Genomic DNA, 26,811 nt, shown 5'->3' on the forward strand with positions numbered 1-26,811 from the left:
ACGTCTTTTCGGCTAGGTCTCCTCGTCAAGCCCGAGGGAGAACGCCGCCTCAAGGTCGTGCCGCGAATAGGTGCGGAACGCGACGAGGGTCTCCGTGGCGGTGACGCCGTCCACCTTGTTCAGCCGGGCGGGGATGACGCGAGCGAGTTCCTCGTGCTGCCGGACCCGGACGAGCGCGACGAGATCGAACTCGCCGGTCACCGAGTACACCTCGGTCACCCCCGGCAGGTCGGCGATCTGTTCGGCGACTTCGGGGACTCGGTCCACCCGCGTCTTGATCAAGACGATTGCTGTGATCACGTAAGTACCTTATCCGCCGGTAACCGGGCACCCTGCGGGCGATATCCGCCGGCAACTGAGGAATCTGCTGGTGATGCCGCGGGCGCGGGCGCAGCGGCGCGCGCGGGCACTCAGCCGAACCGGGACGTCATGCCCGAACCGGGACGTGACGGAGCGCGACGCTAGGCGGCTATCCGGACGTGGTTCGACGCAAGGCCGCCGTTGATGGGGATCGCCCATGTTCCCTCGACGTCGAGCAGGCGGACGCCGGGCTGGTCGAGCCAGCGCAGGAGCAGCTCCATCTCTTCCGCGTCGGCATAGGCCGTGATCCCGACACCCCGTGGCAGGGAGGTGCTCGCGGTCGCGACGATCGCGGTGAGCTGGCGGTCAACCTCCGGCTCGCCGGCTGGTATCAGACCGGCCCCGGCGAGGCGGCCGTGGCGAATGACGGCGACGTCCCATGCGCCGTCCGGACCAGGTCGGGCGGCGACGATCTGTCGGCAACCGGCGAGTGCGGCGAGCCGCTGTGCGCGCCCGACAGCATGCAGATAGGCGACGAGCCGATCGCGGATCGGGACAGCTTCTTCGTATCGTTGCGCCGCGGCCAGCGGGGTGATGCGGCGCAGCGCGGCGGCGACAACCTCTGAGGGGTCGCTCGTCATCGCCCGGTGGACCGCGGCGACCACCGACCGGTACGCGTCCGGCGATTGCGCACCGGTGCACGGCGCGCCGCACCGGCCGAGTTCGAACCATGCACAGGGCGGTCGGCGGGTTCGGGGTCCGAGCCGGTCGGGGCATCGGCGGATGGGGAAGGCGTCCTGCAGCGCCTCCACCGCCAGGAGCGCGCTCTCCCGGACATTGAACGGTCCGAGGTAGGTGGCTGCGTCGTTGCGAACCGTATGGACGACGGCAAGCCGTGGGAAGCGTTCATCGGTGAGCTTCACCCACCAGGTCCGCTCCGGGAATTTCGATCGCCGGTTGTACGCAGGCTTGTGTTCGGCGATGAGCCGCACTTCGCGAATTTCTGCTTCGAGCTCGGTGGCGCAGACGATGGGTGTGACGTCCTCGGCGACGCGGAGCATGTCGACGATCCGCCCGCGGGTCTCCGCTGCCGTGAAATAGCTGCGCACCCGCTGTCGAAGGTCCTTGGCTTTTCCGACATACAGCACCCGGCCCTGACGGTCCCGGAACAGGTAGACGCCGGGCGCGTGCGGCAGCCGCTCGGCGAGGTGGCGTTTCTGGCGTTGCGTCGCGGTGACCTTGGCGCTGAAGGTTCGCACGTCGGCCAGGGACCCGACGCCGAAGGAGCCCAATCGTTCGAGCAGGCCGTGCAGGACGTCGATGGTCGCGTATACGTCGGCGAGCGCCCGGTGATTCGGCGTGGTTTTCGCCCTGAACACCCGCGCCAGCGTGGCGAGGGTGCAATTCGGCGCTTCCTCCCGGGTGAGGACTCTGCGGGCCAGTCGTGCCGTGTCGAGGACCTCGAACTCCGGCCAGTCATAACCGGCGGCGGCACAGGCGGCGCGGAGGAAACCGACGTCAAACGGCGCGTTATGGGCAACCAGAACGCTGCCGGTCGCGAATTCCAGGAATGTCGGCAGGACGGCGTCAATCGGTGGTGCGGGGGCGACCATCGCGTCGGTGATGCCGGTGAGCACGGTGATGAACGGCGGAATCGGCCGGCCCGGGTTGACCAGCGTCTGTAACTCACCGAGCACCTCACCGCCGCGGACCTTCACGGCGGCGAGCTCCGTGATGGCTCCGGTTCCGGGCGCACCACCTGTCGTCTCCAGGTCGACGACGACGAACGTGACGTCCCGCAGCGGTGTGTCGAGATCGTCGATCGTGGTTTGCCGGAACCCCGGCCCAGGACCGCTCGTCACGGCGCGTGATCGCTGTCCGTCGCGCGTTCGCACAGCACCGGACGGTAGTCCAGGCCGGGGACAGTTTCGCGGAACGACGCCGCAACGCCCGGGGCGCGGGCGGCGGCCGCTACGTCCGGGAGTGGCACCGCGCGAGCAACGTCCGGGGCGCGGGCGGCTGTGTCACGGGCCGGTTCGGGGCGGCCTGAATCGGCGGCTGCGGCAGACCTCGGGAAATGTCGGCAGTCGTCCGTACGGTGTGCCCGTACGTCGGTTACCGCCGAAGGTGGTCGCATGCCGAGGAGGTCCCATGCTCGTCGATTGCGCGCGGTGCGTCGTCCGCGGTGACGCGTGCTCCGACTGTGTGATCTCAGTCATCTTGGACGGGGCACCGAGAACGGAGGTTGAGCTTGACCCCACCGAACGGCGCGCCCTTTCCGTTCTCGCCGATTACGGTCTTGTTCCACCGCTCCGACACGACCGGCTTGCCGGGTGACGGGCCGCGGCGGTTACGACATGCGCTCGCGACATGCATGGCGGCCGCTGAAGATGCATGGTGGCCGCTGAAGCCGTCACCGCCGCTGCGGGAGGGATTCACCCTCCCGCAGCGGCGGACGTGCCCGCAGGGTTATCCGACGGCGCACGAACTGCCATTGAGGCTGAACGCGGTCGGCACCGGATCGCTGCCGGAGTACGCGAGGTTAAAGCCGAAACTGACCGAACCGCTCGGGCCAATGGTGCCGTTCCACGCACTGGCGGGATTGCTTGCCGTGACGGTCGTTCCGCTCTGATTGACCGTTGCGTTCCACGCCCCGTTGACGCGTTGCGACGAATTCGGGAACGACCAGACGAGGCTCCAGCCAGAAATCGCGGAGGTGCCGCCGTTCGTAATCGTGACGTTGATGGTGGCGCCGTTCTGCCACTCACTTTGTTTCACGTAGCGTACGGTGCACCGCAACGCGCCGCTTGACGGTGTCGGGGTTGGTGTCGCGGTACGCGTTGGGGTAGGCGTTGGCGTCGGGCTCGAGCTCGGTGATGGCGTCGGCGTCCGAGTCGGCGTCGGACTCGGCGTCGGAGTCGGGCTCGGCGTTGGTGTCGGGCTCGGTGATGGTGTCGGCGTCGGCGTCGGCGTACTGGACGGCGCGGGGCTCGGCGACGAGCCGGAGCCGCACGCCTCGTCGGCGTCCAGCGGCGGTTCCTGTCCGAAGACCCGGGTCCCGTTCTGGTACACCGGGATGTACGGATCCGGAGTCGCGGCGTACGTTCCCGCCGCAAGACCGGTCAGGCTGTAGGACGTCGACGAATCCCAGTAGTAGGTCCAATTCGGGCCGATCGCTGCGTTGATGCCGAATTGGAATGCCCGCGAGGGCGGCAAACCGATGGGATGTCCCGACCAGTCGATTGTCACGTAGTAGACGCAACTGGACGCGTCGCCCCACCGGACTGGTGCACTGACTTTCGCCGGTGTTCCGTCGATTTGCGCGGCCGCGTCGTAGTACACCGGTGTCGATATGTCAGCAATCGTTTGACCGTGCTGCCAGAGGGATCGGATGTCGAAGTACACCCGTGCGCTCAGGCCGCTCTCGAAGTGCGGTGGGTGGGTCGCGGTATTCGTGATAGTCACCGTCAATTGGGTTCCCTGGTTGGAATTCTGATTGAGCGTCGCGGTGGCGTAGTACGGATTCTCCGCTGGCTCGGGAACCGGGGTGAAGGCGGTCATTTGCTGGTTCTGGCCGTAGTACGTGTACAGTCCGGCCAATGCGCCGACGAATGCCGCGTTGTAGTCCACGGCCACCTCGTTGAGGACGTAATCGGTCGTCACGTCGTCGGGATGATCCTGGGCATCTGGGCCGCCGACGAGCGCCCCCCAGAGAATGTGCCGGTCGTTGGGCGGGTCGTTCTGACTGTTGGTGAGCGAGCCGTGCGCGTCGGCGTGGTGCGGGTGCGACGCGGCGGTCGCGGATCCGCCGACGAGCGAGCCGACGCCCGGGGTCGTCGAACCGAAACCAACGATGTACGAGAACTTCGCCGGATTGTCACCCATGAGGTAGTTCATTTGCCCCATGGCCCAGTCGCTGAATGCGGTCGACTGGGGGTCGTTCGGAAAATTCTGCCGGTACGCCAGGGCTTCCAGTTGCGCGGCCGTGTTGTACCGAGCGGATCCCCAGGTGGTGAGGAAAGCGAATCCGGCGGGAGTCGTGGCGATGAAGTTCGTGTCGGAGGCATTGTCGTGCGGGACATGCGACCAGTACTGCACCTGCCACTTGTTGAAGTAGTGGATCTGGTCGCGCACGGCTTGCGGGATCGTCGTGTCGCCGTTCACGATCGGATCGAGGACGCTGAACACCCCACCCCATTTGGTGTCCCACGACATCACCCAGATGTTCTGCCATGTGTTAGTGGTATCGGCGACGATGCGCTTCATCCATCCGGTGTAGTGCCCGGCGGCGTCCGTGCCGAGAATGTCGGTGAGATAGGAACGCTGGCCGGTCGCCAGATACAGCCAGACCGCCGCCCACGCCAGTTCGTCTTCGTCGTAGCTGGAGTTGTAGAACCCGCCGGAGTAGCCGAGACCGCGGTACTGAACGGCGAACGCGTACAGCGCCTGTGCGGTGTCGAGCAGTTTGGCCGAATAGGCGGGGTCGCTGGATGCGACGAGCAGCGAGTGGACGGCGAGGGCTGCCGCGGCGCCGGCTGCTTGGTCACTCGCCGGTGTTTCCGCTGTGGCAAAGTACGCCGGCCGGGGATACAGCGTGGCGCTCTGCAGCTCTGAGGGACCCCAGTAATTGTGGTCGACGGAACCCTCGCCGACCTGGTACGCGAACGCGACAACCTTGCCGGAGGAATCGCGGAACGTCGACCGCAGGAAGTAGTCGCTGAACCACTTCAATTCGTCCAGCCCGTGCGCCCAGGTGCCAGTGGCACGGAATGCCTGCGGAAATTCGTACATTCCCCAACCGAGGGTGGAGGCGGCGTACGACTGCGGAAGACCGAATTTCACGTGGTCGCCGGCGTCGTGGAATCCGCCGGAGAGGTCGACACAGCCGTTGCCGTCAGGGTCGAGAATCGCGCGGTTTGCTGCGATGAAGGTGGCCGACAGGTTTGTGCCGACGTTCTTCGACATGGGCTGCAACGGGACGCACGAATCCGACGGCTCGGAGTCGCCGCGCCATTCCAGCGGCTGGTCACCGAGGCTGCGGGCCGGACCTGATTTTTGCGCGTCGTAAAAATACAGCGATTCCTGTAAGGCAAGCGGGAGGGAGTAATGGGCCGTGACCCCGGCGCTCGCCGCCGAGCCGAGACCACTTACCACGAGAGCGGCGGACCCGACCGCCGCGGCGCTCGCTGCCGCGCTGAATCTCAGCAATCGCCGGCGCAGCACCTGCTGCCGCCAGACCCGGCGCACCCTGGGCTTGACCATGCCAGACCGTCCGTTCTCCACGCGTGTATGAAATGAGCCGAGGTGTTTCGGTAACGGCAGTTACCGGGCGACCCTGCGAAGAAACCACGGTCCGGAATGGCCGTCGCAACAGTCACGGAAAAAATTCCGCGAGAAGGACAGTAGCGTGCCCGGCCAGAAAGTCAAGACCCTGCACGGGCTTTCGGCAAAGTTTCGAAAGGACTGGGGGAGCCGGCTCCGCTGCCAACCAGGTGGGTCCGGCCGTGATGAAGGGGCCACCGTCCCGGGTTCGCCGCCAGCCAGGCCGGGCCGGCCGAACCGCGGCGCGCCGTACGTGCGACACCGGCGGGTACCGTACCTGCACATTGGCGGCGCGCCGTACCTGCACCCCGAGGGGCCGACAACGACGCGCTGCCGACGTACCCGCACACCGGCGTGATGACGTGCCGGCACCCTCCGCAGGGTGACGGACGTCACCGTAAGGGCAACGTTGCGAAATGGTTGCGATCGGGCAACGGAGAAACTACGCTCCTGCCCAAGCGGTCGTTCGGCAGCCGCACCGTGCGGCAACGATCGCCCGCGCCGAATCCACCAGGAGCCGGGGACCCACCTTCCCCAGGGGTGAATCCGCGTCCGCGGTAGGGCGACTCTTCCCGCCCGAACCCGTCAGCTAACCCGGTAGGCGCTGAGGAAGAACAGGAGACCGCCCTCGTGGCGCCTTCCCTCCTGCGGCCGACGCTTGCCGGCTTGGCGGTCGTTCTCGGCGTGTCGCTCTCCGTCGGCAGCGCCTCCGCCGATCCGCAGAGCACGGCGGCCGATGCGCAGACCAGACTTGCCAGCCTCGCTGACCAGGCCGAACTGCTCATCGAGCAATACAACGCAGCTAATGATCGGCTGCAAGCCGCCGAGCGGCGCGTGCAGTCGTCGCAGTCGGCGGTGAGCCGCGCCGAACAGCAGGTCGCCGCGGCGCGGACGACAGTCGCCGGCCTTGCGGTCGTTGCGTACCAGGCAGGGGACACCGGCGTCCTCGAAGCGCTCCTCGTCAGCGGCGATCCGCAGCTCGCCCTCAGCCGCGTGCAGACCCTCACCCTTCTCCTCAGCCAAAGGCAGTCCGCCTTGCGTGACCTGCAGGCCGCGCAGGTCCACCTCACCCAGCTGCGCCGGCAGGCCGCCCAGGACGTCGCCGCCATCGCGGCGTTACGAGACTCCCTCGCGGCTCAGCGCAGTCGGATCGAAAAGCTCGTGGCCCGTCAGCAGGCGCTGGTCGCCGCGCAGCAGGCCGCCGCCAGGCAGCAGGCCGCTGCGCAGGCCGCAGCGGAAGCCCGGGCCCGGGCGGCTCAGCAGCAGGTCACCCGGTCCGCGCCGCGGGTTGCGCTCGACCTGCCCGCGCCGGCGGGTGCGGGAGCGGCGGCGATCGCCGTCCGGTATGCGTACGCCCAGCTCGGCAAGCCGTACCGCTGGGGTGGCGCCGGCCCGTCGTCGTTCGACTGCTCCGGGCTGACCATGCGTGCCTGGGAGGCGGCGGGCGTCTCGCTGCCTCACAACGCGGCGGCGCAGTACGCCGTGACGCCGCACGTGTCGTTGTCCGCGCTGCAACCGGGCGATCTGATCTTCTTCGGGCATCCGATCCACCACGTCGGCATCTACATCGGCAACGGCGAGATGATCGAAGCTCCGTACACCGGCACGACCGTGCGCATCACCAACTTCGGGTATCGCCATGACATCGTCGGCGCTTCCCGCCCGTAGCTGACCTCGCCGCCCGTCCCTCGGCCTGCCCGGTGGTGGCCGCCTCCCGGCGGCCACCACATCCCATGAAACGATCGGGGCGTGGGACGGTTGCTCGTCATCTCCAACGACTTTCCGCCCCGGCCGGGTGGCATTCAGGCCTTCGTCCACGCCATCGTCACCCGGTTGGCCGCGCGCGGCTGCCAGGTCACGGTGTACGCGCCGGCTTGGCCGGGGGCGGCGGAGTTCGATGCCGCCCAGCCATACCCGGTGGTTCGTCATCCGACGTCGCTCATGCTCCCGACGCCGGACGTTGCCCGCCGGGCCCGCTCCCTCCTGGCAGCCACTCAGGCCGACACGGTCTGGTTCGGCGCCGCCGCGCCGCTTGGCTTCCTGGCACCGCTCCTCCGACGCTCCGGAGCACGCCGGATCGTCGCAAGCACCCACGGGCATGAGCTCGCCTGGCTCCGCTTCCCCGGCGCGCGGCAGCTCTTCGTGCACCTCGCCCGCCGCCTCGACGTCCTCACCTACCTTGGGGCGTACACGCACCGACGGCTGGCTCGAGCCATCGGCCCGGGTGCGCGGCTTGCCCGGCTCAGCCCGGGTGTCGATCCGGCCGTCTTCCATCCCGGCGTCGACGGCAGCGCTGTCCGCCGCCGCCACCGGCTCGGAGACGACCCCGTCGTCGTCTGCGTCTCCCGGCTGGTGCCGCGCAAGGGCCAGGACATGTTGATCCGCGCGCTCACACCCCTTCGGCGGCGGATTCCCGGCGCGCGTCTCCTCCTTGTCGGCGACGGGCCGTACCGGTCTCGGTTGCAGCAGCTCGCCGCCCGCTACGCCGTGTCGGACGCGGTGGTGTTCGCCGGGGCGGTGTCCTGGTCGGAACTGCCGGCCTACTACGCCGCCGGGAACGTCTTCGCCATGCCGTGTCGTGATCGCTGGTTCCACTTGGACGTCGAAGGATTCGGCATCGTCTACCTGGAAGCAGCCGCGACCGGGCTTCCCGTCGTCGCCGGAACGTCGGGCGGAGCACCCGAAGCGGTTCCGCCGGGCGGCGGTGTCGTGGTCGACGGCCGTGATCCGGCCGCCTTGGTGGACGTCCTCGCCGAGCTTCTCTCCGACCCCAAGCGCGCGGCCGAAATGGGTGAGGCCGCCCGGGCCTGGGTCGTCGCGCACGCGACCTGGGACGCCGCGGCGGCGCGGCTCGCGCAGCTGCTCGACGGCGAGCCGGTCGAGTCGTGACCATGCACCCGGCTGGCAAGTTCCTCGTGCACCAGGTACGCGAGTGCTACCAGGATGGCGACCGTGACGGCGACCAGCGCGGCCAGGAGGAGCGCCGGCTCGGCTGATGGCCGTCGAACAACAGCGCCTCGCGTTCTGGCCAAGAGTGCCGGCTCCTGCCGGTGTCCCGCCGTATGCCGCACTGCGCGCCTCCGCCTGACCGACGACCAGCGGCATCAGCCAACACTGCTGCGTCCGCGCGCGGAATCGGCCTATCGGCGGATTGCGCGGCTAGCTCACGTCGTCCGGTTCCAACAGCCCCAGGCGGATGGCCGCCATGAGCGCCTGGGCGCGATTCGCCGCCCCCAACTTCTCGTACAGCTTCGACACGTGGGTCTTGGTCGTCGACTCGCTGATGAACAGCTGCCGGGCGATGGCGCTGACGCCAAGGCCGTCGGCCATCAGCTGCAGGACCTCCCGTTCCCGAGGGGTCAACTGCGGACCGGACGGGTTCATGCGACGGCGCATGGCACCGGCAAGGTCAGCGGCGGAGAACGACCTCGGCGAGACAAGCGCGTGCCGGGCCGCGCTCACCACGTCCTCGGCGGGCGCATCCTTCGCGACGAACGCAGATGCCCCTGCCTCGAGTGCTCCGAAGAGCTGTTCGTCGCCGGCGTACATGGTGAGCACCACGATCCCGACGTCCGGGCGCTGCCGGCGGAGTTCGCGCGCCACGTCCAGGCCGCTGCCATCCGGCAGCCGGACGTCGATCACAACGACGTCCGGCTGATGCCGCGTCGCGCATGCGAGGGCTTCGGCGACACTGCCGGCCTCACCGACCACTGTGAAATCTCCGGCTCGTTCGAAGGCGCGGCGCAGGCCCTGCCGGATCAGATCGTGATCGTCGACGAGAAGTACGGTCGTCGGCTGCTCAGCTGCCATGGCGTCCTCCCTCGGCTGCGGCCGCGGCGATCCTCGTGCCACCCGGTGGGTTGGCTCCCGCCGATCCGGTCGGTGCCGCGGCCTGCACGCTCTGCTCGGTAGCGGAAATCTCGCTGTAGTGGTCGCCGAGGCGCACCTCGACGATGGTCCCCCCTCCCGGACGCGGGGAGATCGAGAGCGTCGCTCCGATGCGGTCGGCCCGCTCGTGCATGACCTCGAGACCGAAGCTGTCCAGCCGGGCCGGGCCGAGTCCGCGGCCGTCGTCTTCGACCCGCAGGTGGGCGAACGGCGGGTCCACCCGGCACCGAATCCACAGATTCGTCGCACCCGCGTGCCGGCGCGCATTGGTGATCGCTTCCTGGGCGATCCGCAGGAGCTCTGTCTCGACCGGGATGGGCAGCCGGTCAACCGACTCGTCGAGGATGACGTGCACGGCCAAGCCGATCCCCGGGCCGATCGACCGGACGTAGTCGGCGAGCGCCGCGCCCAAGCTCGTCTGCGTGCCGACCTCACTGCGCAGGTCGAAAATCGACAACCGCAGTTCCGTGATGAGACGGCTCACGTCGGCGCGGATGGCACGGAGGTCGGCGGCCAGCCCAGGCGCTGCCGTGGCATTGGCGATCTGATCGTCGATGCGGTAACCCAGCGAGGCAAGTTCCTGCGCGATGCCGTCGTGAATCTCGCGGGCGAGGCGTCGCCGCTCCTCGGTCGTCGCAAGGGAACGGACCTCCCCGAACAGCAGAGCGGTCTCCAATCGAATCCCGGCGTCCTCCACGACGGCGTCCACGTCGGTGATCAGCGCTGGCCCGGGAGGGGCGCCGTCACCGTCCAGCACGACAGCCCCGATCTGCCGGTCGCCGACCCGCAGCGGATAGACGGCCTGCCACCCCTGAACCGGCGTTCCGTCGCTCGGCACCCCGGCGCCGAACCTGCCATGCGCGGTCACCGCACGCTGGTCGGCAAGTGCGTCGCGGAGGGTGAGCGACGTTTCTTCGGTGGGCACCCAGTGCGCGTCGGGTGCGCCGTCGACGGCAAGCGCGACCAGGTGGCCGCCGTCCGAGCGGATGAGCACCGCACCGCGCCCGAAAGCTAATCGTGACCGGATCGTGTGCAACAGCCCATGGGCGACGGCAACGGCGTCCAGACCTTCGGAGAGCTGCCGGCTGATGTCGCGCAATTGCTGCAACAGCGCATGCGCCACGTGGTAGGAGCGCATGACGTCGGACGTCGACGAGGCGGTGAGCCGCCGGATCCAGGCGGCGAGCGCACCAACCGCCAGTGCGAGCAGAATCCACTGGCTGGCGGTGGCCGGCAATCCGCTCGGTTGGTAGCCGGCAGCGGCATAACCCGCGAAGAGAACGACGGCCGCGGCGCCCGGTGTGACCAGGGCGGCGGTGAGCCCGAAGCGGAGCCCGGCCGCGAAGGCCGGCGCAAGCAGGTAGGGGAGAAGGCTCTCCCGTGCCCCGGGCGGCGCGATGATGCCAACCGCAGCGATCACTGCTTCGACCGTTGGCAGCAGGTGCCGCCAGCGTTCAGCCCGGATCGGCAGGAGCGACGTGCCGGCGGCCAGCGCAAGCACGAGAGCCCCGGCGACGGTGCGCCGGGGGTCGGGATCGAGGGCCGCGACCACGAACGACAGGCCGAGGAATGCCAGCCGGACGGCCAGGACGAGGACCTGGGTGTCGAACCGGGCGCCGGTCCACCACGGCAGTCCGGGCGTTGTGCGAGCCGAATCCCGCGCCATGGTCACCGCCTTCTCCGCCGGGCGAACCACCGGCGGTCCGAACGCAGCGCCGCCGGGATCAGTTCGCCGTCGGCTCGCAGGGGCAGTACGTGCTCCCGTGCGAAGGTCCGGATGGCCGCGCTGACCGGATGGTCGGTTTCCTCCAGCACCAGCGGCACCCCTCGGTTGACCGATGCCGGCACGTCGCGGGATGACGGCACGTGCGCGGAGATCGGGAACGTCACCGTCGTCTCGACATCACTCGCGGAGAGGCCGACCTTGGAATCCGCCCGGTTCAGCACCACCCGCAGCCGCTCAGTGGGAATCTTGAGGGCTTGGAGGGTGTCCAGCGTGGCCCGCAGGCTCCGGACGGCTGGAAGGTCAAGCGTCGCCACCAGGGCGATGAGGTCCGATTGGTCGAACGCTGTCAGCACCGGGTCGGTGAAGGCGGGCGGTGTGTCGACGACGACGAACGCGAAACGGCGGGTGAGCAGTCGCAGCACCCGGCCGACGAGACCCGCGCTGATCGTTTCCGCCGTGTGCGGATCGATGGGAGCGGGCAGCGTGTACAGCCCAGCGGAATGTCGGGTGAGCAGGGTCTCCACCGCCGGGAGGTCGATGTCCAGGCTGTACGGCGCGGCGTCCGCCAGGCTTCGGGCCGGCATGAGCCGGAGGACCACCGCGACGTCCCCGAAGTTCAAGTCGAGATCGACAAGACAGACGTCGTTGCGCCCGCCGGCCGCGAGCGTTGCCGCGAGATTGCAGGCGAGGGTGGTCTTCCCGCAGCCGCCCTTCGTCGAGAAGACGGTGACGACGACACCACGGGACGTTGCACCGTCGACGGCGCTGGCGTCCCGCTGCCGGAGGGCGGCGGCGACGGCCCGGGCGCGCGTGAGGGCGCCCCGCAATCCGTCGGCGTCCTCGGTTTTGACGACGTCGCGTACGCCGGCGCGCAGCGCGCTGATGACCAGTTCGGTGTCCAGGGAGGGGCGGACCAGGACGACGCCGACGCCGGGACGGGTGACCCGCAGTTCGGTGCTGAGCCGCAGGACGTCGTCCAACGGCGTGGATGGTCCGGCTACGACGATGTCGGTTCCGGGGTGACAGGCCAGGTGGTCGCGCAAGGCCCCGAGGTCATCGATGACGACGGCGGACGGCTCGACCGCGAGGAGTTGCCGGGCGAGCGTCGGCTCCGATTCGACGACAACGATCATTCCTGTGGCCCGCGGGGTCGAGCGTGCATCCACCTCTCCTGATCGGCCGGGGAGACGGGCGATGTCGGGTGACCCGTGCACCCGAGCCCACCGGGATCAATGTCGGCTGGAAGGTGGAGCGGGCTGAGGCAACCGTGTGTAGAGTTCGTCGATCTCGGCGGCGAACTGAGCGGCGATGACGTCACGCCGCACCTTGAGGGTCGGGGTGAGCTGACCGGTGTCTTGCCGGAACTCGGTGTCGAGAATGCGGAACCGGCGAATCGACTCGGCTCTCGAGACGGCCTGGTTTGCTTCGTCCACTGCGGCTTGGATCTCCGCGACGAGGTCCGGATCGTCCCGCAGCTCGGCGAGGGTCAGGCTTGCCGGCTTGCCCATCTTCTGTTTCCACGCGTCAACGGCTTCGGGGTCAAGGGTGATGAGCGCGGCCACGTACGGCCGGCCGTCGCCGACGACGACACAGTGGGCGACCAGCGGGTGACCGGCCACCCGGTTCTCCAGCACCGCGGGTGCGACGTTCTTCCCGCCCGCGGTCACCAGAATCTCCTTCCGGCGACCGGTGATCGTGACAAAGCCGTCGTCATCGATCTCACCGAGATCCCCGGTGTGCAGCCACCCGTCGGCGTCCAGCACCTCCTGGGTTGCGGCGGGATCCCCCCAGTAGCCGGCAAAGACGTGGCCGCCGCGAACCAGCAGTTCGCCGTCCGCCGTCAGCCCGACCTCCGTCCCGGCAAGCGGCAGTCCAACGGTTCCGATCTTGGTGGCGTCGGGTCGGTTGACGGTCGCGGCCGCGGTCGTCTCGGTCAATCCCCAGCCCTCCAACACCGGGATGCCCGCACCGCGGAAGAAGTGCCCGAGATGGGGTGCCAGCGGCGCTCCGCCGGAGACGACCCACTCGACCGCCCCGCCGAGGGCGGCGCGAATGCGGCGGTAGACGAGCCGGTCGAACAGCGCCCGCCGGACGCGAACGGCAGCCGTGACCGGCCCGGCGCTCACCTGCTGGGCGTTCCGGACGGCGGCGGCGAAAAGCCGTGACGTGCCGCGTTGCTCGGCGGTCCGGGCCGCCAGCCAGTACACCTTCTCCAGCAGGTACGGCACCGCGAGGAGGAGGGTCGGGCGGAAGGACGCGAGGTCGGTCTGGAGTTGGTAGGTGTCCGGGCAGTGCCCGACCGGCACGGCAGCTTCGACGCAGGCGACCTGGATCTCGCGGGCGAACACGTGAGCGAGCGGGAGAAACAGCAGCGCCGACGTGTGCTCATGGAAGAGCGCCGGCAGGCTGCCGACGGCGCTGCGCGCGGCGAACAGCAGATTGCCGTGCGTGAGCACGCATCCCTTGGGCCGTCCGGTGGTTCCGGAGGTGTAGACGATGGTCGCCACGGATCCGGCGCCCAGCTCGCGCCGGGCGGAGGCCAGCTGGTCGTCGGAGGCCCGCTGGGCTGTGAGCCGATCGAGATCGCCGTCCTCGATCACCCAGATGTGCTGCAGATTGGGCACCACATCGCGGACGGCGTTGACAACGCGGGCATGTTCGGGACTCTCGACGATCGCGGCGGCGACCTGCGCGTCACCGAGAATCCAACCGATCTGGTCCGGTGAGGATGTCTCGTAGATCGGCACGGTGATCAGACCTGCGTGCCAGAGGGCGTAGTCGACCAGCGTCCACTCGTAGCGGGTTCGGGAGAGCAGGGCGACCCGGGCGCCCGGTTGCAGTCCGGCGGCCAGCAGGCCCCGGGCCAGGGCGTCGACCGCAGCGTGGAACTGCGCAGCGGTGATCGGCGTCCAGGTCGGCGGTTCGGTCGCGCGCGCGGCTGGGCCGGGCGGCCGGCTCTCGCGGGCCGGGCGCACGGGACGGCGGCGGAAGAGCACGGCGTCCGGACGCGTTCGCGCATGGTCGAGGACGGCGTCCGTGAGTGTCGCAGTCGCGGGGATCTCCGTTACCGCTGGCATGGCGGACACCCGGGCGACGTCGGTGGTCACGAATCATCCTTCGGTGACAGTGCGGCGATCGTGTTGACAGGGACGGTACAACACGGTGAGCATCGCCGGGCGGATTGCCGCCGCCCGCCAGGTTGCCACCGCACCGGCTCGGGCGCGCCCGGCTCGGGAGCACCGGGTCGCAAGCGCCGGCCGGCCGGGCAGGGGCGCTCAGCGGTACGGCGTCCCGGGCGGCTTCCGGCCCGTCAAGGCGTCCGCTGTGGGTGCCGAAGCAGTCGAACATGACGACCGAGGTGCGGTGCGGCCATTGTGGGGCTCGGATGCGAGCCGACGCCGCCTGGTGCACCCTCTGCTACACGCCGGCAACTGGTCAGCCGGTCGGGACGGCCCGCCGCGGTGAGCCGGTCGGCTCCGCCGCCAACGGCGCGCCCGGTGGCGTGACGACCGACACCCGTCCCGCCGCCCGCAGCGCGCTCGCGACGGACGTCGCCGTAACCGCCGCCGGAACCGTCAGGACGGGGACCGCGACGGACACCGCCCCGGTTGCGGCGGGTACGGCCGCCGGTGCGATCAGCACGGCCGGTACGGCCGCCGCTGCGACTGCGGTAACGGCCGGCGCCGCTGCGACCGCGGGCCTAGGCACAGACGCACCATCTCCCGCCTGGCCGTGTCACGGGTGTGGCGCCAGCGTGCCGCTGGAGGAGTCGAGTTGCCCCCACTGCGGCGCCCCGTTCTTGCCGCCGGTCGATGACACCCGTGCGAAACTGTCCAGGTTCACGAGCAGCGGGTCGAAGGCTCTGATTATGATCCTCGGGTCGTTCGGTATCGGCCTGCTCCTGATCGCCGGGATGTACGTTCTCGCGACACTCTTCTGAGCACGGCCGGTCGCAGCGGCGAGAACCGTGGCGCTAGTGTGGCGGGCTGCGCCAGTTCGTGTGATCTGCTGCGCGGAATGGCGGGACAGTCGGAGCGGACGAATGAGGGCGTCATGGGTCTCACCGTAGGGGTGGACGTCGGTGGCACGAAGGTGGCCGCGGGCGTGGTGGACGACGACGGTGTCATCCTTGCCCAGCTTCGCGAGCCCACTCCTAAGACGGACACGTCGGCCATCGCCGAGGTCATCGCCGGCATGGTGGACCAGCTTCGGGCGGATCACCCTGTCGAGGCGGTTGGTGTCGGCGCGGCGGGTTTCATCGACGCGACGCGGACGACGGTGCTCTTCGCCCCTAACCTCGCGTGGCGGGATGAACCGCTGGCCGACCGGGTCACCAAGCTGATCGATCTGCCGGTGGTCGTGGAGAACGACGGGAACTGCCACGCATGGGCGGAGTGGCGGTTCGGGGCGGCCCGCGGCGCGCGTGCCGCCGTCGCCGTCGTCGTGGGCACCGGCATCGGCGGGGGGATGGTCGTCGACGGGCGGCTGTATCGCGGCGGCTTCGGCATTGCCGGCGAGTTTGGCCATGTGCGGATCGTCCCCGACGGTCTGCCGTGCGGTTGCGGACGCCGCGGGTGCTTTGAGCAGTACGCGAGCGGCAACGCCCTCGTCCGGTGCGCGCGCCAGCGGGCCGCCGACCAGCCGGCGGATGCCTCCCGCCTCCTCGACGCCGTCCACGGCGATGTGACGCGGATCACCGGGCCCGCTGTCACTGAGGCTGCACGGGACGGCGATCCGATTGCGTTGCGTTGCTTCGCGGAGGTGGGCCGCTGGCTCGGCGAGGGTTTGGCGGACCTGGCCGCGGTGCTTGACCCGGACTGCTTCGTGATCGGCGGTGGGGTTGCCGATGCCGGCGACATTCTCCTCGAACCGGTACGGTCGGCCTTTGACGCCGCATTGACCGGGTCGGCGTATCGCCCACATCCGGCAATCCGCCTTGCCGCGTTGGGCAGTGCGGCCGGGCTGGTCGGTGCCGCGGATCTGGCCCGCCGGCGCTGAGCCGTCTGGCGCTGAACCGCAGGAGATGGCCCACCTGAGAGGACCGCTGGGTGATGAGCGGTGATCCTGCCGTCGGGATACCGAGCCCCGAGTGGCGGGTGCTCTCCTACAACGTGCGGTCACTGCGGGACGACCGGTCCGCCGTCGTCGAAGTGATCCGGACTGTCCGTCCCGATATCGCGTTCGTCCAGGAAGCGCCACGGTTCTTCCGGTGGCGCACCCGTTGCGCCCAGCTCGCCGCGGACGCCGGGATGTACGTCGTCACCGGCGGCCGGAGCGCCGGCGATGTCCTGCTGCTCGCAGCGTTGCGGGTCACCATCCGGTGGGCCCGGGACGTGCGGCTCAGCCACCAGCCCGGGTTGCACCGCCGGGGTGTCGCTCTTGCCGGGGTTGAGCTGGCCGGACGGCGGGCGGTGGTGGCCAGCATCCACCTCGGGTTGGAGCCGGCTCAACGGTTGCGGCACGTCGCGGAGCTGCTCGCCGTCCCCGAGATCGCCGAAGGCGTCGATCCCGTGATCATCGCTGGTGACGTGAACGAGGAGCCGTCGGGGCCGGCGTGGCGGCGGCTCGCCGAGCGGTACCGGGACGCGTACGGGGTCGCCCCCGCCGGCAGGGGGGAGACTTACAGCGCCCGTCAGCCGCGAACGCGAATCGACGGGATCTTCGTCGATCCGCGGTTCCAGGTCATCCGATGCGAGGTCCCCGACCTTCCCGCCGTCCGGCGCGCCAGCGATCACCTGCCGGTGCTGGCCGTGCTGCGGTTGGCCGCAGACGCCGACGCCCGCGCGCCGCAGGCTTCCTGATCCTTGGGTGGTTCAGACGACCGCCCCGTCGTTGGGATCGGAGTCGTCGGCCCGGTCGGTGCGCATCCGGTGCACGAGAATGCCGAGCCCAATGACGATTCCGGCGATGCCGAGAGTCACGGTTCCCTCGGGAAGCACAGTGGTGAAGGTATTGAGGGCGATGAGCAGGACGCCGATCAGCAGCGCGGTGATCGCCCACCGGCTTGCCGTCGAGAGCCGTGGCGGTGGCGGCGGGTCGGGGGGGATGAAGTGTTCGTCGAGGATCGTCAGGGGGTCGTACTCGCCGGTCACACCGGACGGGGGAGGAGTGGGCGGTTGCGGGGCGGTTGCCGGCGAGCGGAGGATGCGTCGCCGTACGCCGCTCTCTGGAGGGAGGTCTTCCGCCGCCGGCCAGGGCGGGTCGGTTGGTTCATCGTCGAAGCTGGCCACGAGCTCGGCCCACGCCGTCTCGATGTCGTCCGGCGCGGACGGTGTCGGTGGGCCCTGTTCGCTCTCCTGAGCCGCATCGCGCAGCTGGGTGCGGAGAATCGCCCGCGCCCGGTCGAAGTGCTCGGCGTCGACCCAGAGCCGGTCGCGCGGAACCGGCGGCAGGGTCACGTTCAGGTACCCGCCGACTCGACCGCCGCTCGGCACGGCGTACGCCGCAATGCCGTCGCGGCGTAATGCGACCAGCATCGCGTCGGCCAACCGGGGATCGAGGTCGGCCAGGGCAAGGTAGGAGCGGGCGACTAATCCGTTGTCCCGGCCCGGCATGCTTCCATCCTGCCCTTCGCCGCCGTCCCGTGTGCGCTTGACCCGGAGTTTTCCGGCGACCGGATCCGGTGTTGCTCACCGGCTGGGGACAGTTCCGGTGACCGGAAGATTTCCGTGCCCGGTTGGAGATCGCCGGCGCGACCGTCGTTCCGGTTGCCGGTCAGCAGTATGGTGCTGGCGTGCCAGGGAGGTGACCGGTGCTGTACTGGATTCTCAAGTGGACGCTCGGGGCGGCGCTGCGCCTCGTGTTCCGGCCGAAGGTGGTCGGGCTAGAGAATGTACCGCGCCGCGGTCCGGCCATCATTGCCAGCAATCATCTGTCGTTCTCCGATTCCTTCTTCGCACCGCTGGTCATTCCTGGTCGCAAAGTCACGTTCATGGCAAAGGCGGAATATTTCACCGGCGGCGGCCTCAAAGGGTGGTTCAGCCGGCTGTTCTTCCGCGGCATCGGACAGCTCTCCGTTGATCGTTCCGGTGGCAAGGCGAGTGCCGCGGGGCTGCGCACCGGACTGGAGGTGTTGCGCGCCGGTGAGCTGCTCGGCATCTACCCCGAAGGCACCCGCTCGCCGGACGGCCGGCTGTACCGCGGCCGGACCGGGGTGGCCCGGATCGCCTTGGAAGCCGGCGTCCCGGTCATTCCGTGCGCGATGGTCAACACCGAACGGTTGCAGCCTCCGGGGCGCGTCGTCCCCCGGCTGGTGCGTCCCGAAGTGCGGTTCGGCAAACCGCTCGATTTCTCGCGATATGCCGGAATGGGTGACGACCGGATCGTGCTGCGCGCCGTGACCGACGAGATCATGTATGAGTTGATGCGGCTCTCCGGTCAGGAGTACGTCGACATTTACGCGACGAGGGCGAAGGAATTGTTGCGCAAGCACGGTCGTATCGACCCGGAGGCAGTCCGCCGGGACGCGGTTCCGCTTCGCGACGAGGTGCTCCCGCCGTCCGAGGAGAGGCATGCCGGGGTGTCGTCCGCCGGGGAGGCCACGGCCGGTTAGCGTGCGCCGCGGGAGACGGCGTGGTCCAGGCGGCGCCGTTCCCACACCGCGGCGCGGACGCCGTCCCGCACCGGCCGGGCGAACTGCCGGGGGGTGGCGACATCGGCCGCCGCGGGTCGCTAGGCTTGCCCGACGGTGGTTCCGGTCGCCGCGTGCGCGGGTCGGCCGGATGCGTCGGTAACAGGCGATGGAGGGTGCCGTGCGTGTCGGAGTGCTGACGGGTGGCGGGGACTGCCCAGGTCTCAACGCCGTTATCCGGGCCGCCGTCCGGAAAGGCGTCACCGAATTCGGATATGAATTCGTCGGATTTCGGGACGGCTGGCGTGGACCGATCGAGTGCGACACCATGCCGCTCGGAATTCCCGAAGTGCGGGGAATTCTGCCGCGGGGCGGCACAATCCTTGGCACCTCGCGCACGAATCCGGCGAAAATCGACCGCGGCTACGACCTGGTCGTGGAGAATCTCGACAAGCTCGGTATCGACGCGCTCATCGCCATCGGCGGCGAGGACACCCTCGGCGTTGCGACGAAATTGCATGACCGCGGCGTGCACGTGGTCGGTGTCCCGAAGACCATCGACAATGACCTGTCGGCGACGGATTACACGTTCGGGTTCGACACGGCGGTGAACATCGCCATGGAGGCGATTGACCGGTTGCACACCACCGCCGAATCGCACCACCGGGCGCTCATCGTCGAGGTGATGGGCCGCCACGCGGGATGGATCGCCCTGCACGCCGGTCTGGCCGGCGGCGCCAACGTCATCCTCATCCCGGAAATCCCCTTTGACATCGAGAAGGTCTGCGACTACATCGAGAAGAGGTTCCAGAGCCGCTACGCGCCGATCGTCGTCGTCGCCGAAGGAGCCACCCCGGTGGAGGGGACGATGGCGCTGGCGAGCGGCGAACTTGACGCCTTCGGGCACGTCCGGCTGGGGGGCATCGGTCAACGGGTGGCGGACGAAATCGAGAAGCGGACCGGCAAGGAAGCGCGGACGACTGTCCTCGGCCACATTCAGCGGGGTGGGACGCCGACCGCCTTCGACCGGGTGCTCGCGACCCGGTTCGGGCTGCACGCGATTGACGCGGTCCGCGACGGTGCGTGGGGGACGATGGTCGCCCTGCGTGGCACGGACATCGTCCGGGTGCCCCTGGCGGAGGCGACCGGCGCGCTCAAGACGGTGCCGCCGGAACGGTACGCCGAGGCGCAAGTGTTTTTCGGCTGATCGCGCTCACCCGGTTAGACTTTTGCAGTGCTCCTCTCCGATCCTCCGCTCGAGTCATGGCGGCAGCTGCCGGCTGCGCAGCAGCCGATCTGGCCGGATCCGGACGAGCTCGCCGCAGTTCGCAGCCAGCTGACCGCACTTCCTCCGCTGGTCGTGCCGGAGGAATGCGACGTTCTGCGCCAGCGGTTGGCGGAGGTTGCCCGGGGCCGGGCATTTCTCCTGCAGGGCGGCGATTGCGCAGAAACGTTCGCGGACGCGACCGTCGACCGCATCCGCAGCAAGATAAAGATCCTGCTGCAGATGGCCGTCGTCCTGACCTACGGCGCCAGCGTGCCGGTCGTCAAAGTCGGCCGCCTCGCTGGACAATACGCCAAACCGCGGTCACGGGACGTCGAAGTGGTGGACGGCGTCGAGTTGCCCAGTTACCGGGGCGACGCGGTGAATTCCATCGAACGGACGCTGGCCGCGCGGGTCCCCGATCCGCGGCGGCTCCTCGAGGCCTACCACCGGGCGGCCATGACGCTGAACCTCATCCGGGCGCACGCGACCGGCGGTTTCGCCGATTTGCGGAAGGTGCACGCGTGGAATTCCGATTTTGTGCGGCGCAGTCCGGCCGGTGAACGGTACGAATCCATTGCCACCGACATCGACCGTGCGTTGCGATTCATGGAGGCGTGCGGCTTCGACTTGGAGAACAGCGAAGTCGCCCACCAGGTGGAGCTGTACGCCAGTCATGAGGCGCTGCTGCTGGACTACGAATCCGCGTTGACGCGGTATGACACCGAGCGCCGTGCGTATTACGACCTTTCCGCGCACATGGTGTGGATCGGCGAACGCACCCGTGATGTGGGCGGTGCGCACATCGAATTCGCCCGGTACATCGCCAATCCGATCGGCGTGAAGCTCGGTCCGACGACAACGCCGGAGACAGCGGTGGCGCTCGTGGAGAAGCTCGATCCGGAACGGCGTCCGGGTCGGCTGACGTTCATTACGCGGATGGGCGCCGGGCGGATCCGCGACGTGTTGCCCCCGATCGTGGAGAAGGTGACCGCGGCGGGCGCTGAGGTGATCTGGAGTTGCGACCCCATGCACGGCAACACGATCGAATCCTCCGGCGGGCTGAAGACGCGGCATTTCGATGACATCGTCGAAGAAGTCATGGGATTTTTCGAGGTCCATCAGGCGCTCGGTACGATTCCGGGTGGACTGCATGTCGAACTCACCGGCGAGGACGTCACCGAATGTCTCGGCGGCGCTGACGACATCGCTGACGCCGACCTCGCGGACCGCTATGAAACGGCCTGTGACCCGAGGTTGAACGCCGGACAGTCCTTGGAGCTTGCGTTTCTTGCCGCATCCATGCTGCAGGACATCCGCCGTCGGGCGGACGAATCCGCTAACCCTCGCGAAGCTTCTTGAGAAGCGCGACGTCTTCGCGGTTCTCCGCGACTTTTCCCGACGTTTCCAGGACGATCGGGATGCCGCTGGTGGCGGGGTGTCGAAAGAGTTCCCGAAACGGCTCGACCCCGATCCGGCCCCGGCCGATGCGTTCGTGCGCGTCGCGTTGTGAGCCGAGCTCCGCCTTGGCATCGTTGGCATGCACGAGTTTGAGTCTGCGGCGGCCGATCGCCCGGATCAGCGCATTCAAGGTCGCCCGCATTCCGCCGGGCGAGGCAATGTCGTGTCCGGCCGCGAAGAGATGGCACGTGTCGATGCAGATGCCGAGCCGGGGATGGGCCTCGACGTTCTCCAGGTAGGCCGGCAGGTCCTCGATCCGGGACGCCAGCGATTGGCCGCCGCCCGCGGTCGGCTCAATCAGCAACAGCGGTCCGTCCTCCGGAATCTCGTCGAGGATTGGGAGCAGCGCCTCGCGCACCTGCTTGGCTGCGAGGTCTCGTCCGCTGCTGCTCACCGCGGATCCGGCGTGGACGACAATCCCGCGGGCGCCGATCGCGGCCGCCCGGGCGAGGGTGTATCGGACGGCGAGCACCGAGTTTTCCAGGGTTGTAGGGGTCGGAGAGCCGAGGTTCACTAAGTACGGCGCGTGGACGAAAACCGGAATTCTGGCTGCGGCACATAATTCCCGAAATTCGCCGTCGACCCGGGGATCCGCCGGCGGCCGGGCCCAGCCTCGCGGATTGGAGACGAATACTTGCAGCGCTTCGGCGCCGACGTCCCGGCAATGCCCGAGGGCGCCGTGTATCAGGCCGCCGGCGACCGGCGCGTGGACACCAATGGGCGACGGTCGTCTCGGGGGCACTTCCCTAGGATGGCACGCCGTTTCAGGCGGGCGCGGCCGGACGACGCGTATGCTCAGCCCGGCGATCCGCCTGGCGGCACTCCCGCGGGCGGTACGGCCGGACGGCAGGGCACCCCCGCGGGCGGGCTGGGCGCGGCCGGACGGCAGGGCACCCCCGCGGGCGGGCTGGCCGCGGCCGGACGGCACGCGCTGCTCCCCGTCGTGTTGTTTGCGCAACCCCGCCGCTACACCGCGTCGATGGTGACGGTGAAACCTTTCGGTTCCATGCTCCCTGGCGCTGGGTCCTGGTGGGTCACGATGCCGAAACGGCCCTTCTTGCCGACGTGGACGGTGAATCCCGCGGATTCGAGAATTTGCCGCGCCTGGTCGATGGTGATCCAGGTGCTTGGGTCGGCGAGGGTGCTCGTCACCTTCGGTACCGGAAACAGCTGTGGTCCTTGGGAAACGACGAGCGTCACCGTGTCGCCGCGATAACCGTTCCCACCCGGCGTCGGTGACTCACTCATCACCACGCCTTTCGGCACGGTGTCACTGAACGCCTGACTGGTCGCCACGGCGAAACCAGCGTCCTGTAAGGTCGCCGCCGCCTGGTCGGCCGGCTGGCCGCGCACATCCGGGACGGGGATCGGCTGGCGGCCCTGGCTGATGGTGATGGCGACCGAACTGTTCCAGTCGACCTGGTCGCCTGCGGCCGGGTTGGTTGCGATGACGTTTCCCGCCGGCACGGTGTCGTCGTAGCGCTGGGTCACCGGTCCAGCCGACAAACCCGCGTGGGCAAGAGCGGCTTCATAGTCGGCGAGCGACGTCTGCGCCGGGTCGAAGCTCGGGACCGTGGTCAGGTGCCGGCCTTTGGAGACGGTGACGTCGATTGCCGTGCCGCGGTTCACCCTGCTCTCCGGCCGTTGACGCTGGTCAACGATCGTTCCTGCCGGGTACGTCGTGCTCCAGGTCTCGCCGGCTACGTGCAGGCGAAGGTGCGCCTTCGCGGCGAGTTCCGTGGCCTGGGTGGTCGAGACGCCGACCAGGCGGGGAACGACGGCGTACCGGCCTACGGCAAGCCACCAGCCGGCGGCCCCGGCGGCGGCCGCCACGGCGAGGACGACGAGGAGGGCGACGAACATCCGCCATCGTCGCCGGCGCCGAGGGGCTCCGGCGACGACGAGGGTCTCCGTGGAGAGTGGCACCAGCGTGGTGACGGCATCGCCATCCGCATCCGGGGTGGACAGTTCCCGTCGGGCCCGCGCGACCAGCGCAAGGAGGGCGTGGGCGTCCGCCGGCCGCCGGTCGGGGTCTCGGGCGGTGGCGGCGAGGACGACCGCGTCAATCGCCGGCGGCAGGCTCTGGACGCGGGACGACGGCGGGGGGACGTCCTCGTGCGCATGACGGTAGGCGACGGCGAGCGGGCTGTCGCCTTGGTACGGCGGAGCGCCGGTGAGCATCTCGAAGAGCATGATGCCGGCGGCGTACACGTCGCTGCGCGCGTCGGCGACACCCCGGGTCACCTGCTCCGGGGCCAGGTAGGCGACCGTGCCGATGAGGGTTGCCGTGCGTGAGGCGGTTCGGTTGACGGCCTGCGCCAACCCGAAGTCGGCCACCTTGACCCGGCCGTCGCGGGCGAGGAGCACATTCTCAGGTTTGACGTCGCGGTGGATCAATCCGCTTGCGTGCGCAGCGGAGAGCGCGGCGAGCACCGGTTGCAGAATGCCGAGCGCTTCGGCCGGCGAGAGTCGGCCACGGCGGCGAAGGAGATCGCGGAGCGTCTCGCCGACGACGTATTCCATGACAAGGTAGACGTGTCCGCCGTCCGCGCCTTGATCGAAGACGGCGACGACGTTGGGATGGGAGAACGCGGCTGCGGCTTTGGCTTCGCGAATGAATCGGGCGACGAACTCCGGATCCGTGGCGAACACGTCGTGCATGACCTTGACGGCAACCGGCCGGTCCAGACGCATGTCGCGAGCCCGGTACACGGTCGCCATGCCGCCGCGGGCGATCCTGTCCTCGATCAGGTACCGTCCGTCGAGCAACCGACCGACGAGCGTGTCGGTGACCGACGTGTCCACGACGGAGAAGTTTACGTGCGCCGCTTGCGTTGAGCGGTCAGGCGCGACCGGGAGAGCCGCACGCCGGTTGGTGCGGTGGCCAGCTGCCGAGCCAGCCGAGTCAGCCGAGCTGGCCGAGTCAGTTGAGCCGGCCGAGTCAGTTGCTGAGCCCACCGAGTCAGCTGCCGAGCCGGCCGCTGTATTCCGGCATCCCTTCGGTGGGCGAAGACGCCAGGGCGTACCGGCGCTTCGGAATCCGTCCAGCCCGGGCGGCCAGCCGGCCGGCCTCCACCGCCTTGCGCATCGCCTCCGCCATGAGCGCCGGTTTCTGCGCCCGGGTCACTGCGGACGCGACGAGGACGGCGTCGCAGCCCAGCTCCATCGCGAACGCCGCGTCGCTCGCGGTCCCAATGCCTGCGTCCAGCACCACCGGCACGCCGGCTCGTTCGACGATCAACTCGATGTTGTGCGGATTGCGTATCCCGAGGCCGGAGCCGATCGGCGCACCGAGCGGCATCACCGCCGCGCAACCGACCCGCTCGAGCCGGGCGGCCAGTACGGGGTCGTCGTTGGTGTAGGCGAGGACGACGAACCCGTCGTCGACCAGTTGCTCGGCGGCGTCGACCAACTCGACGGGATCCGGGAGCAGGGTGTGCTCGTCCGCGATGACCTCCAGTTTGATCCAGTTGGTCTGGAGTGCTTCCCGGGCCAGCTGCGCATGACGGACCGCGTCCCGGGCGGTGTAGCAGCCCGCGGTGTTCGGCAGCGCCTGGACGCCGTGCCGGTTGAGCACGTCGAGGATCGAGCCGCCGGCTGTCGGGTCGATCCTGCGGATGGCGACCGTCGCGAGCTCCACCCGGGCCGCGTCGAGGATGGCGTCCAGTACCTCCAGACTCGGCAGGCCGCCGGTGCCCATGATGAGCCGCGAGGTGAAGGTCTCCCCGGCAATGACCAGCGGATCGTCCACGACCTCAGCCTCCCTGTACAGCGGTGAGAATCTCGATCCGGTCGTGCTCCCGGATCGGCGTGTCAGCCCATCGGGTCCGCGGGACGACCGTGTCGTTGACGGCGACCGCGACCCCGGAGCGATCGCCGGCGACGCTGGTGACCAGGTCGCGGACCGTGCTCGCCGGCGCGACCTGCGTGACGGCACCGTTGACCGTGACAGTGATCATTTTGTTGCGGCTTCCTTCTCGTCGCGAGCGGCATCCGGCTCAGCGGACGTGCCGTCTTTCCCACTGCGGGGACTCGCCGCCGGAGCAGTGCGGCGATGGCTGTGCCGGGCAGACCAGTCTGGGTCAAAGAACCGGCGTGGGTCGAAGGGGACGAACTCCTCCGGGATTGCGCCGGTGGCGAGCAGCTCGGCGACGGCGTCTGCGGTGATCGGCGCGAGCAGGATGCCGTTGCGATAGTGGCCGGTCGCGATCACCAGCCCGTCCACCCCACTGGGCCCGACCATGGGACCGTTATCGGGCGAGCCTGGGCGGAGTCCAGCCGAGGCCTCCACGAAGTCGGCGTCCACGAGGCCGGGGACAAGACGCCGCGCGTCATCGAGCAGGTCAGCGACCGCCTCGACCGTGACCCGCTGGTCAAAACCCATTTCCTCAACCGTGCCGCCGACCACAATCTCGCCGGTTTCCCGCGGGACGACGTACAGCGGCCGGCCGCGGACAAAGGCTCGGACCGCCCGCGTGAGCAGCGGACGGTTGGGGTCGACCCGCAACCGCAGGATCTGTCCCTTGACGGGCCGGACCGGTGGACGCACCGCCTCGGGAAGCCCGGCCACGTGCGGACTCCATGCTCCCGCGGCGAGCACCGTCGCGGCGGCCGGAATGCCGTTCGCGCCCCTGACCCGGTTGCCGTGGACGTCAAGGTGCGCCTCGGTCGGGAGGAACCGGACTCCGACCCGGTCACAGGCGGCGCGGAGTGCCTGGACGAGCCGGCGGTTGTCCACCTGATGGTCGCCTTCCACCCAGAGTCCAGCACGGATGGCCGGCGCCAGCGCAGGTTCGCGGTCCCGGCATTCCCGCGACGACAGCAGGGTGCTCGTCAGGCCGAGAGAGTTGTGGTAGGCGTGCAACTCCGCCAGTACCGCCCGGTCGTCGTTGTCGAAGGCGACGGCGAGCATGCCGGTGGTCCGGTAGCCAACGGATATCCCGGCCGCGGCCTGCAGGTCGGCAACGAAAGCGGGATAACGGCGGGCGGCCTCGATCGTGAGGTGCAGCAGAGATTCTTCGCCGAAATGCGCCTCAGTCACCGGGGCAAGCATGCCCGCCGCGTAGTGCGACGCGCCACGGCCCGGATCCGGGTCGACGACGGTGACGTTGAATCCACGCTGCGCACATCGCCATGCGGTGGCTAATCCGATGACTCCGGCACCGACCACGATGACGTCGGTACCGTTCTCCGTGGGACGGTGACCCACGCAGCCTCCCTTCGCCGGCATGACCCGGAGCAGGTTCCACGGTCGGCAGCGGCGTCAGCTGCCCTCTCAGC

Annotated in this window: 21 protein-coding genes and 1 riboswitch; of the genes, 8 read left to right on the top strand and 13 right to left on the bottom strand. The window is 69.2% G+C overall.

All coding sequences use genetic code 11. From position 1 onward, the window contains the following. Nucleotides 1-12: 12 nt before the first annotated feature. From ACEL_RS04990 to ACEL_RS05005, 3 genes are all read right to left on the bottom strand, one after another. Nucleotides 13-300 (bottom strand): Lrp/AsnC family transcriptional regulator, encoded by a 288-nt coding sequence (locus ACEL_RS04990; RefSeq protein ID WP_011719803.1) that lies wholly within the window; start codon nucleotides 298-300, stop codon nucleotides 13-15. Nucleotides 301-461: 161 nt separating this feature from the next. Further along, a complete protein-coding gene (locus ACEL_RS04995; RefSeq protein WP_011719804.1) occupies nucleotides 462-2,162 on the bottom strand; it encodes a DEDD exonuclease domain-containing protein in 1,701 nt (566 codons plus the stop codon). Nucleotides 2,163-2,769: 607 nt separating this feature from the next. Next, nucleotides 2,770-5,562: a glycoside hydrolase family 9 protein gene (locus ACEL_RS05005; protein ID WP_148204546.1), complete on the bottom strand. Its 2,793-nt coding sequence runs from the start codon at nucleotides 5,560-5,562 to the stop codon at nucleotides 2,770-2,772. Between the two features lie 549 nt (nucleotides 5,563-6,111). Then, a riboswitch (cyclic di-AMP (ydaO/yuaA leader) is annotated at nucleotides 6,112-6,240 on the top strand. 12 nt (nucleotides 6,241-6,252) lie between these two features. Between ACEL_RS05005 and ACEL_RS11450 the strand changes: the two genes are divergently transcribed. Together ACEL_RS11450 and ACEL_RS05015 are read left to right on the top strand one after the other, a co-directional pair. Continuing rightward, nucleotides 6,253-7,290, top strand: coding sequence for a C40 family peptidase (locus tag ACEL_RS11450; RefSeq protein ID WP_011719807.1), 1,038 nt, complete (start codon nucleotides 6,253-6,255; stop codon nucleotides 7,288-7,290). An 81-nt stretch (nucleotides 7,291-7,371) separates the two neighbouring features. Further along, nucleotides 7,372-8,511, top strand: a complete 1,140-nt coding sequence (locus ACEL_RS05015) for a glycosyltransferase family 4 protein (protein ID WP_011719808.1) — start codon at nucleotides 7,372-7,374, stop codon at nucleotides 8,509-8,511. Nucleotides 8,512-8,781: 270 nt separating this feature from the next. Here the strand turns inward: ACEL_RS05015 and ACEL_RS05020 are convergent, their stop codons facing one another. The 4 genes from ACEL_RS05020 to ACEL_RS05035 form a co-directional block, all read right to left on the bottom strand. Then, on the bottom strand, nucleotides 8,782-9,432 hold the full coding sequence (locus ACEL_RS05020; protein ID WP_011719809.1) for a response regulator: 651 nt from the start codon (nucleotides 9,430-9,432) through the stop codon (nucleotides 8,782-8,784). After that, nucleotides 9,422-11,176, bottom strand: coding sequence for a sensor histidine kinase (locus ACEL_RS05025; RefSeq protein WP_011719810.1), 1,755 nt, complete (start codon nucleotides 11,174-11,176; stop codon nucleotides 9,422-9,424). Before ACEL_RS05025 ends, ACEL_RS05020 begins: the two co-directional genes overlap by 11 nt. A gap of 2 nt (nucleotides 11,177-11,178) precedes the next feature. Then, nucleotides 11,179-12,402: a CpaE/TadZ family protein gene (locus ACEL_RS05030; protein WP_148204548.1), complete on the bottom strand. Its 1,224-nt coding sequence runs from the start codon at nucleotides 12,400-12,402 to the stop codon at nucleotides 11,179-11,181. 63 nt (nucleotides 12,403-12,465) lie between these two features. After that, nucleotides 12,466-14,313, bottom strand: coding sequence for an AMP-dependent synthetase/ligase (locus ACEL_RS05035; RefSeq protein ID WP_011719812.1), 1,848 nt, complete (start codon nucleotides 14,311-14,313; stop codon nucleotides 12,466-12,468). 269 nt (nucleotides 14,314-14,582) lie between these two features. Between ACEL_RS05035 and ACEL_RS05040 the strand changes: the two genes are divergently transcribed. The 3 genes from ACEL_RS05040 to ACEL_RS05050 all read left to right on the top strand — a co-directional run bounded on the left by ACEL_RS05040 (nucleotide 14,583) and on the right by ACEL_RS05050 (nucleotide 17,037). Continuing rightward, the gene (locus tag ACEL_RS05040; RefSeq protein ID WP_148204549.1) at nucleotides 14,583-15,176 is read left to right on the top strand and encodes a hypothetical protein; all 594 of its coding nucleotides are present in this window, start codon (nucleotides 14,583-14,585) and stop codon (nucleotides 15,174-15,176) included. A 113-nt stretch (nucleotides 15,177-15,289) separates the two neighbouring features. After that, nucleotides 15,290-16,234: an ROK family glucokinase gene (locus tag ACEL_RS05045; protein ID WP_011719815.1), complete on the top strand. Its 945-nt coding sequence runs from the start codon at nucleotides 15,290-15,292 to the stop codon at nucleotides 16,232-16,234. Between the two features lie 53 nt (nucleotides 16,235-16,287). Next, nucleotides 16,288-17,037, top strand: a complete 750-nt coding sequence (locus ACEL_RS05050; RefSeq protein WP_011719816.1) for an endonuclease/exonuclease/phosphatase family protein — start codon at nucleotides 16,288-16,290, stop codon at nucleotides 17,035-17,037. Nucleotides 17,038-17,049: 12 nt separating this feature from the next. On the opposite strand, the gene ACEL_RS05055 is transcribed toward ACEL_RS05050, so the two are convergent. After that, nucleotides 17,050-17,790 (bottom strand): hypothetical protein, encoded by a 741-nt coding sequence (locus tag ACEL_RS05055; protein WP_011719817.1) that lies wholly within the window; start codon nucleotides 17,788-17,790, stop codon nucleotides 17,050-17,052. Between the two features lie 197 nt (nucleotides 17,791-17,987). On the opposite strand from ACEL_RS05055, the gene ACEL_RS05060 reads away from it, so the two are divergent. From ACEL_RS05060 to ACEL_RS05070, 3 genes are all read left to right on the top strand, one after another. Continuing rightward, a complete protein-coding gene (locus tag ACEL_RS05060) occupies nucleotides 17,988-18,788 on the top strand; it encodes a lysophospholipid acyltransferase family protein (protein ID WP_011719818.1) in 801 nt (266 codons plus the stop codon). Nucleotides 18,789-18,987: 199 nt separating this feature from the next. Next, nucleotides 18,988-20,013, top strand: coding sequence for a 6-phosphofructokinase (locus tag ACEL_RS05065; protein WP_011719819.1), 1,026 nt, complete (start codon nucleotides 18,988-18,990; stop codon nucleotides 20,011-20,013). 27 nt (nucleotides 20,014-20,040) lie between these two features. After that, nucleotides 20,041-21,432: a class II 3-deoxy-7-phosphoheptulonate synthase gene (locus ACEL_RS05070; RefSeq protein ID WP_011719820.1), complete on the top strand. Its 1,392-nt coding sequence runs from the start codon at nucleotides 20,041-20,043 to the stop codon at nucleotides 21,430-21,432. On the opposite strand, the gene ACEL_RS05075 is transcribed toward ACEL_RS05070, so the two are convergent. The 5 genes from ACEL_RS05075 to thiO form a co-directional block, all read right to left on the bottom strand. Beyond that, nucleotides 21,410-22,273 (bottom strand): deoxyribonuclease IV, encoded by an 864-nt coding sequence (locus ACEL_RS05075; protein ID WP_011719821.1) that lies wholly within the window; start codon nucleotides 22,271-22,273, stop codon nucleotides 21,410-21,412. The two genes, ACEL_RS05070 and ACEL_RS05075, sit on opposite strands and share 23 nt — an antisense overlap. 224 nt (nucleotides 22,274-22,497) lie before the next feature. Next, nucleotides 22,498-24,336 (bottom strand): Stk1 family PASTA domain-containing Ser/Thr kinase, encoded by a 1,839-nt coding sequence (locus ACEL_RS05080; protein ID WP_011719822.1) that lies wholly within the window; start codon nucleotides 24,334-24,336, stop codon nucleotides 22,498-22,500. A 157-nt stretch (nucleotides 24,337-24,493) separates the two neighbouring features. Next, complete coding sequence (locus ACEL_RS05085) at nucleotides 24,494-25,282, bottom strand: thiazole synthase (RefSeq protein ID WP_011719823.1); 789 nt, start codon at nucleotides 25,280-25,282, stop codon at nucleotides 24,494-24,496. A gap of 4 nt (nucleotides 25,283-25,286) precedes the next feature. After that, the gene (gene thiS / locus ACEL_RS05090) at nucleotides 25,287-25,490 is read right to left on the bottom strand and encodes a sulfur carrier protein ThiS (RefSeq protein ID WP_011719824.1); all 204 of its coding nucleotides are present in this window, start codon (nucleotides 25,488-25,490) and stop codon (nucleotides 25,287-25,289) included. Continuing rightward, nucleotides 25,487-26,761 carry a glycine oxidase ThiO gene (gene thiO / locus ACEL_RS05095; protein WP_049751402.1) on the bottom strand — a complete coding sequence of 425 codons (1,275 nt, stop codon included), beginning with the start codon at nucleotides 26,759-26,761 and terminating at the stop codon, nucleotides 25,487-25,489. The genes thiS and thiO overlap by 4 nt, the downstream gene beginning before the upstream one ends. Between the last annotated feature and the right edge of the window lie 50 nt (nucleotides 26,762-26,811).

The sequence above is a fragment of the Acidothermus cellulolyticus 11B genome, assembly GCF_000015025.1.
In the GTDB taxonomy this organism is placed as follows: domain Bacteria; phylum Actinomycetota; class Actinomycetes; order Acidothermales; family Acidothermaceae; genus Acidothermus; species Acidothermus cellulolyticus.

What these genes read in the sequence shown, in the direction of transcription:
- ACEL_RS05005 (WP_148204546.1), bottom strand. Translation starts at nt 5,562, where the DNA reads ATGGTCAAGCCCAGGGTGCGCCGGGTCTGGCGGCAGCAGGTGCTGCGC.
- ACEL_RS05020 (WP_011719809.1), bottom strand. Translation starts at nt 9,432, where the DNA reads ATGGCAGCTGAGCAGCCGACGACCGTACTTCTCGTCGACGATCACGAT.
- ACEL_RS05025 (WP_011719810.1), bottom strand. Translation starts at nt 11,176, where the DNA reads ATGGCGCGGGATTCGGCTCGCACAACGCCCGGACTGCCGTGGTGGACC.
- ACEL_RS05035 (WP_011719812.1), bottom strand. Translation starts at nt 14,313, where the DNA reads ATGCCAGCGGTAACGGAGATCCCCGCGACTGCGACACTCACGGACGCC.
- ACEL_RS05040 (WP_148204549.1), top strand. Translation starts at nt 14,583, where the DNA reads ATGACGACCGAGGTGCGGTGCGGCCATTGTGGGGCTCGGATGCGAGCC.
- ACEL_RS05045 (WP_011719815.1), top strand. Translation starts at nt 15,290, where the DNA reads ATGGGTCTCACCGTAGGGGTGGACGTCGGTGGCACGAAGGTGGCCGCG.
- ACEL_RS05050 (WP_011719816.1), top strand. Translation starts at nt 16,288, where the DNA reads ATGAGCGGTGATCCTGCCGTCGGGATACCGAGCCCCGAGTGGCGGGTG.
- ACEL_RS05055 (WP_011719817.1), bottom strand. Translation starts at nt 17,790, where the DNA reads ATGCCGGGCCGGGACAACGGATTAGTCGCCCGCTCCTACCTTGCCCTG.
- thiS (WP_011719824.1), bottom strand. Translation starts at nt 25,490, where the DNA reads ATGATCACTGTCACGGTCAACGGTGCCGTCACGCAGGTCGCGCCGGCG.
- thiO (WP_049751402.1), bottom strand. Translation starts at nt 26,761, where the DNA reads ATGCCGGCGAAGGGAGGCTGCGTGGGTCACCGTCCCACGGAGAACGGT.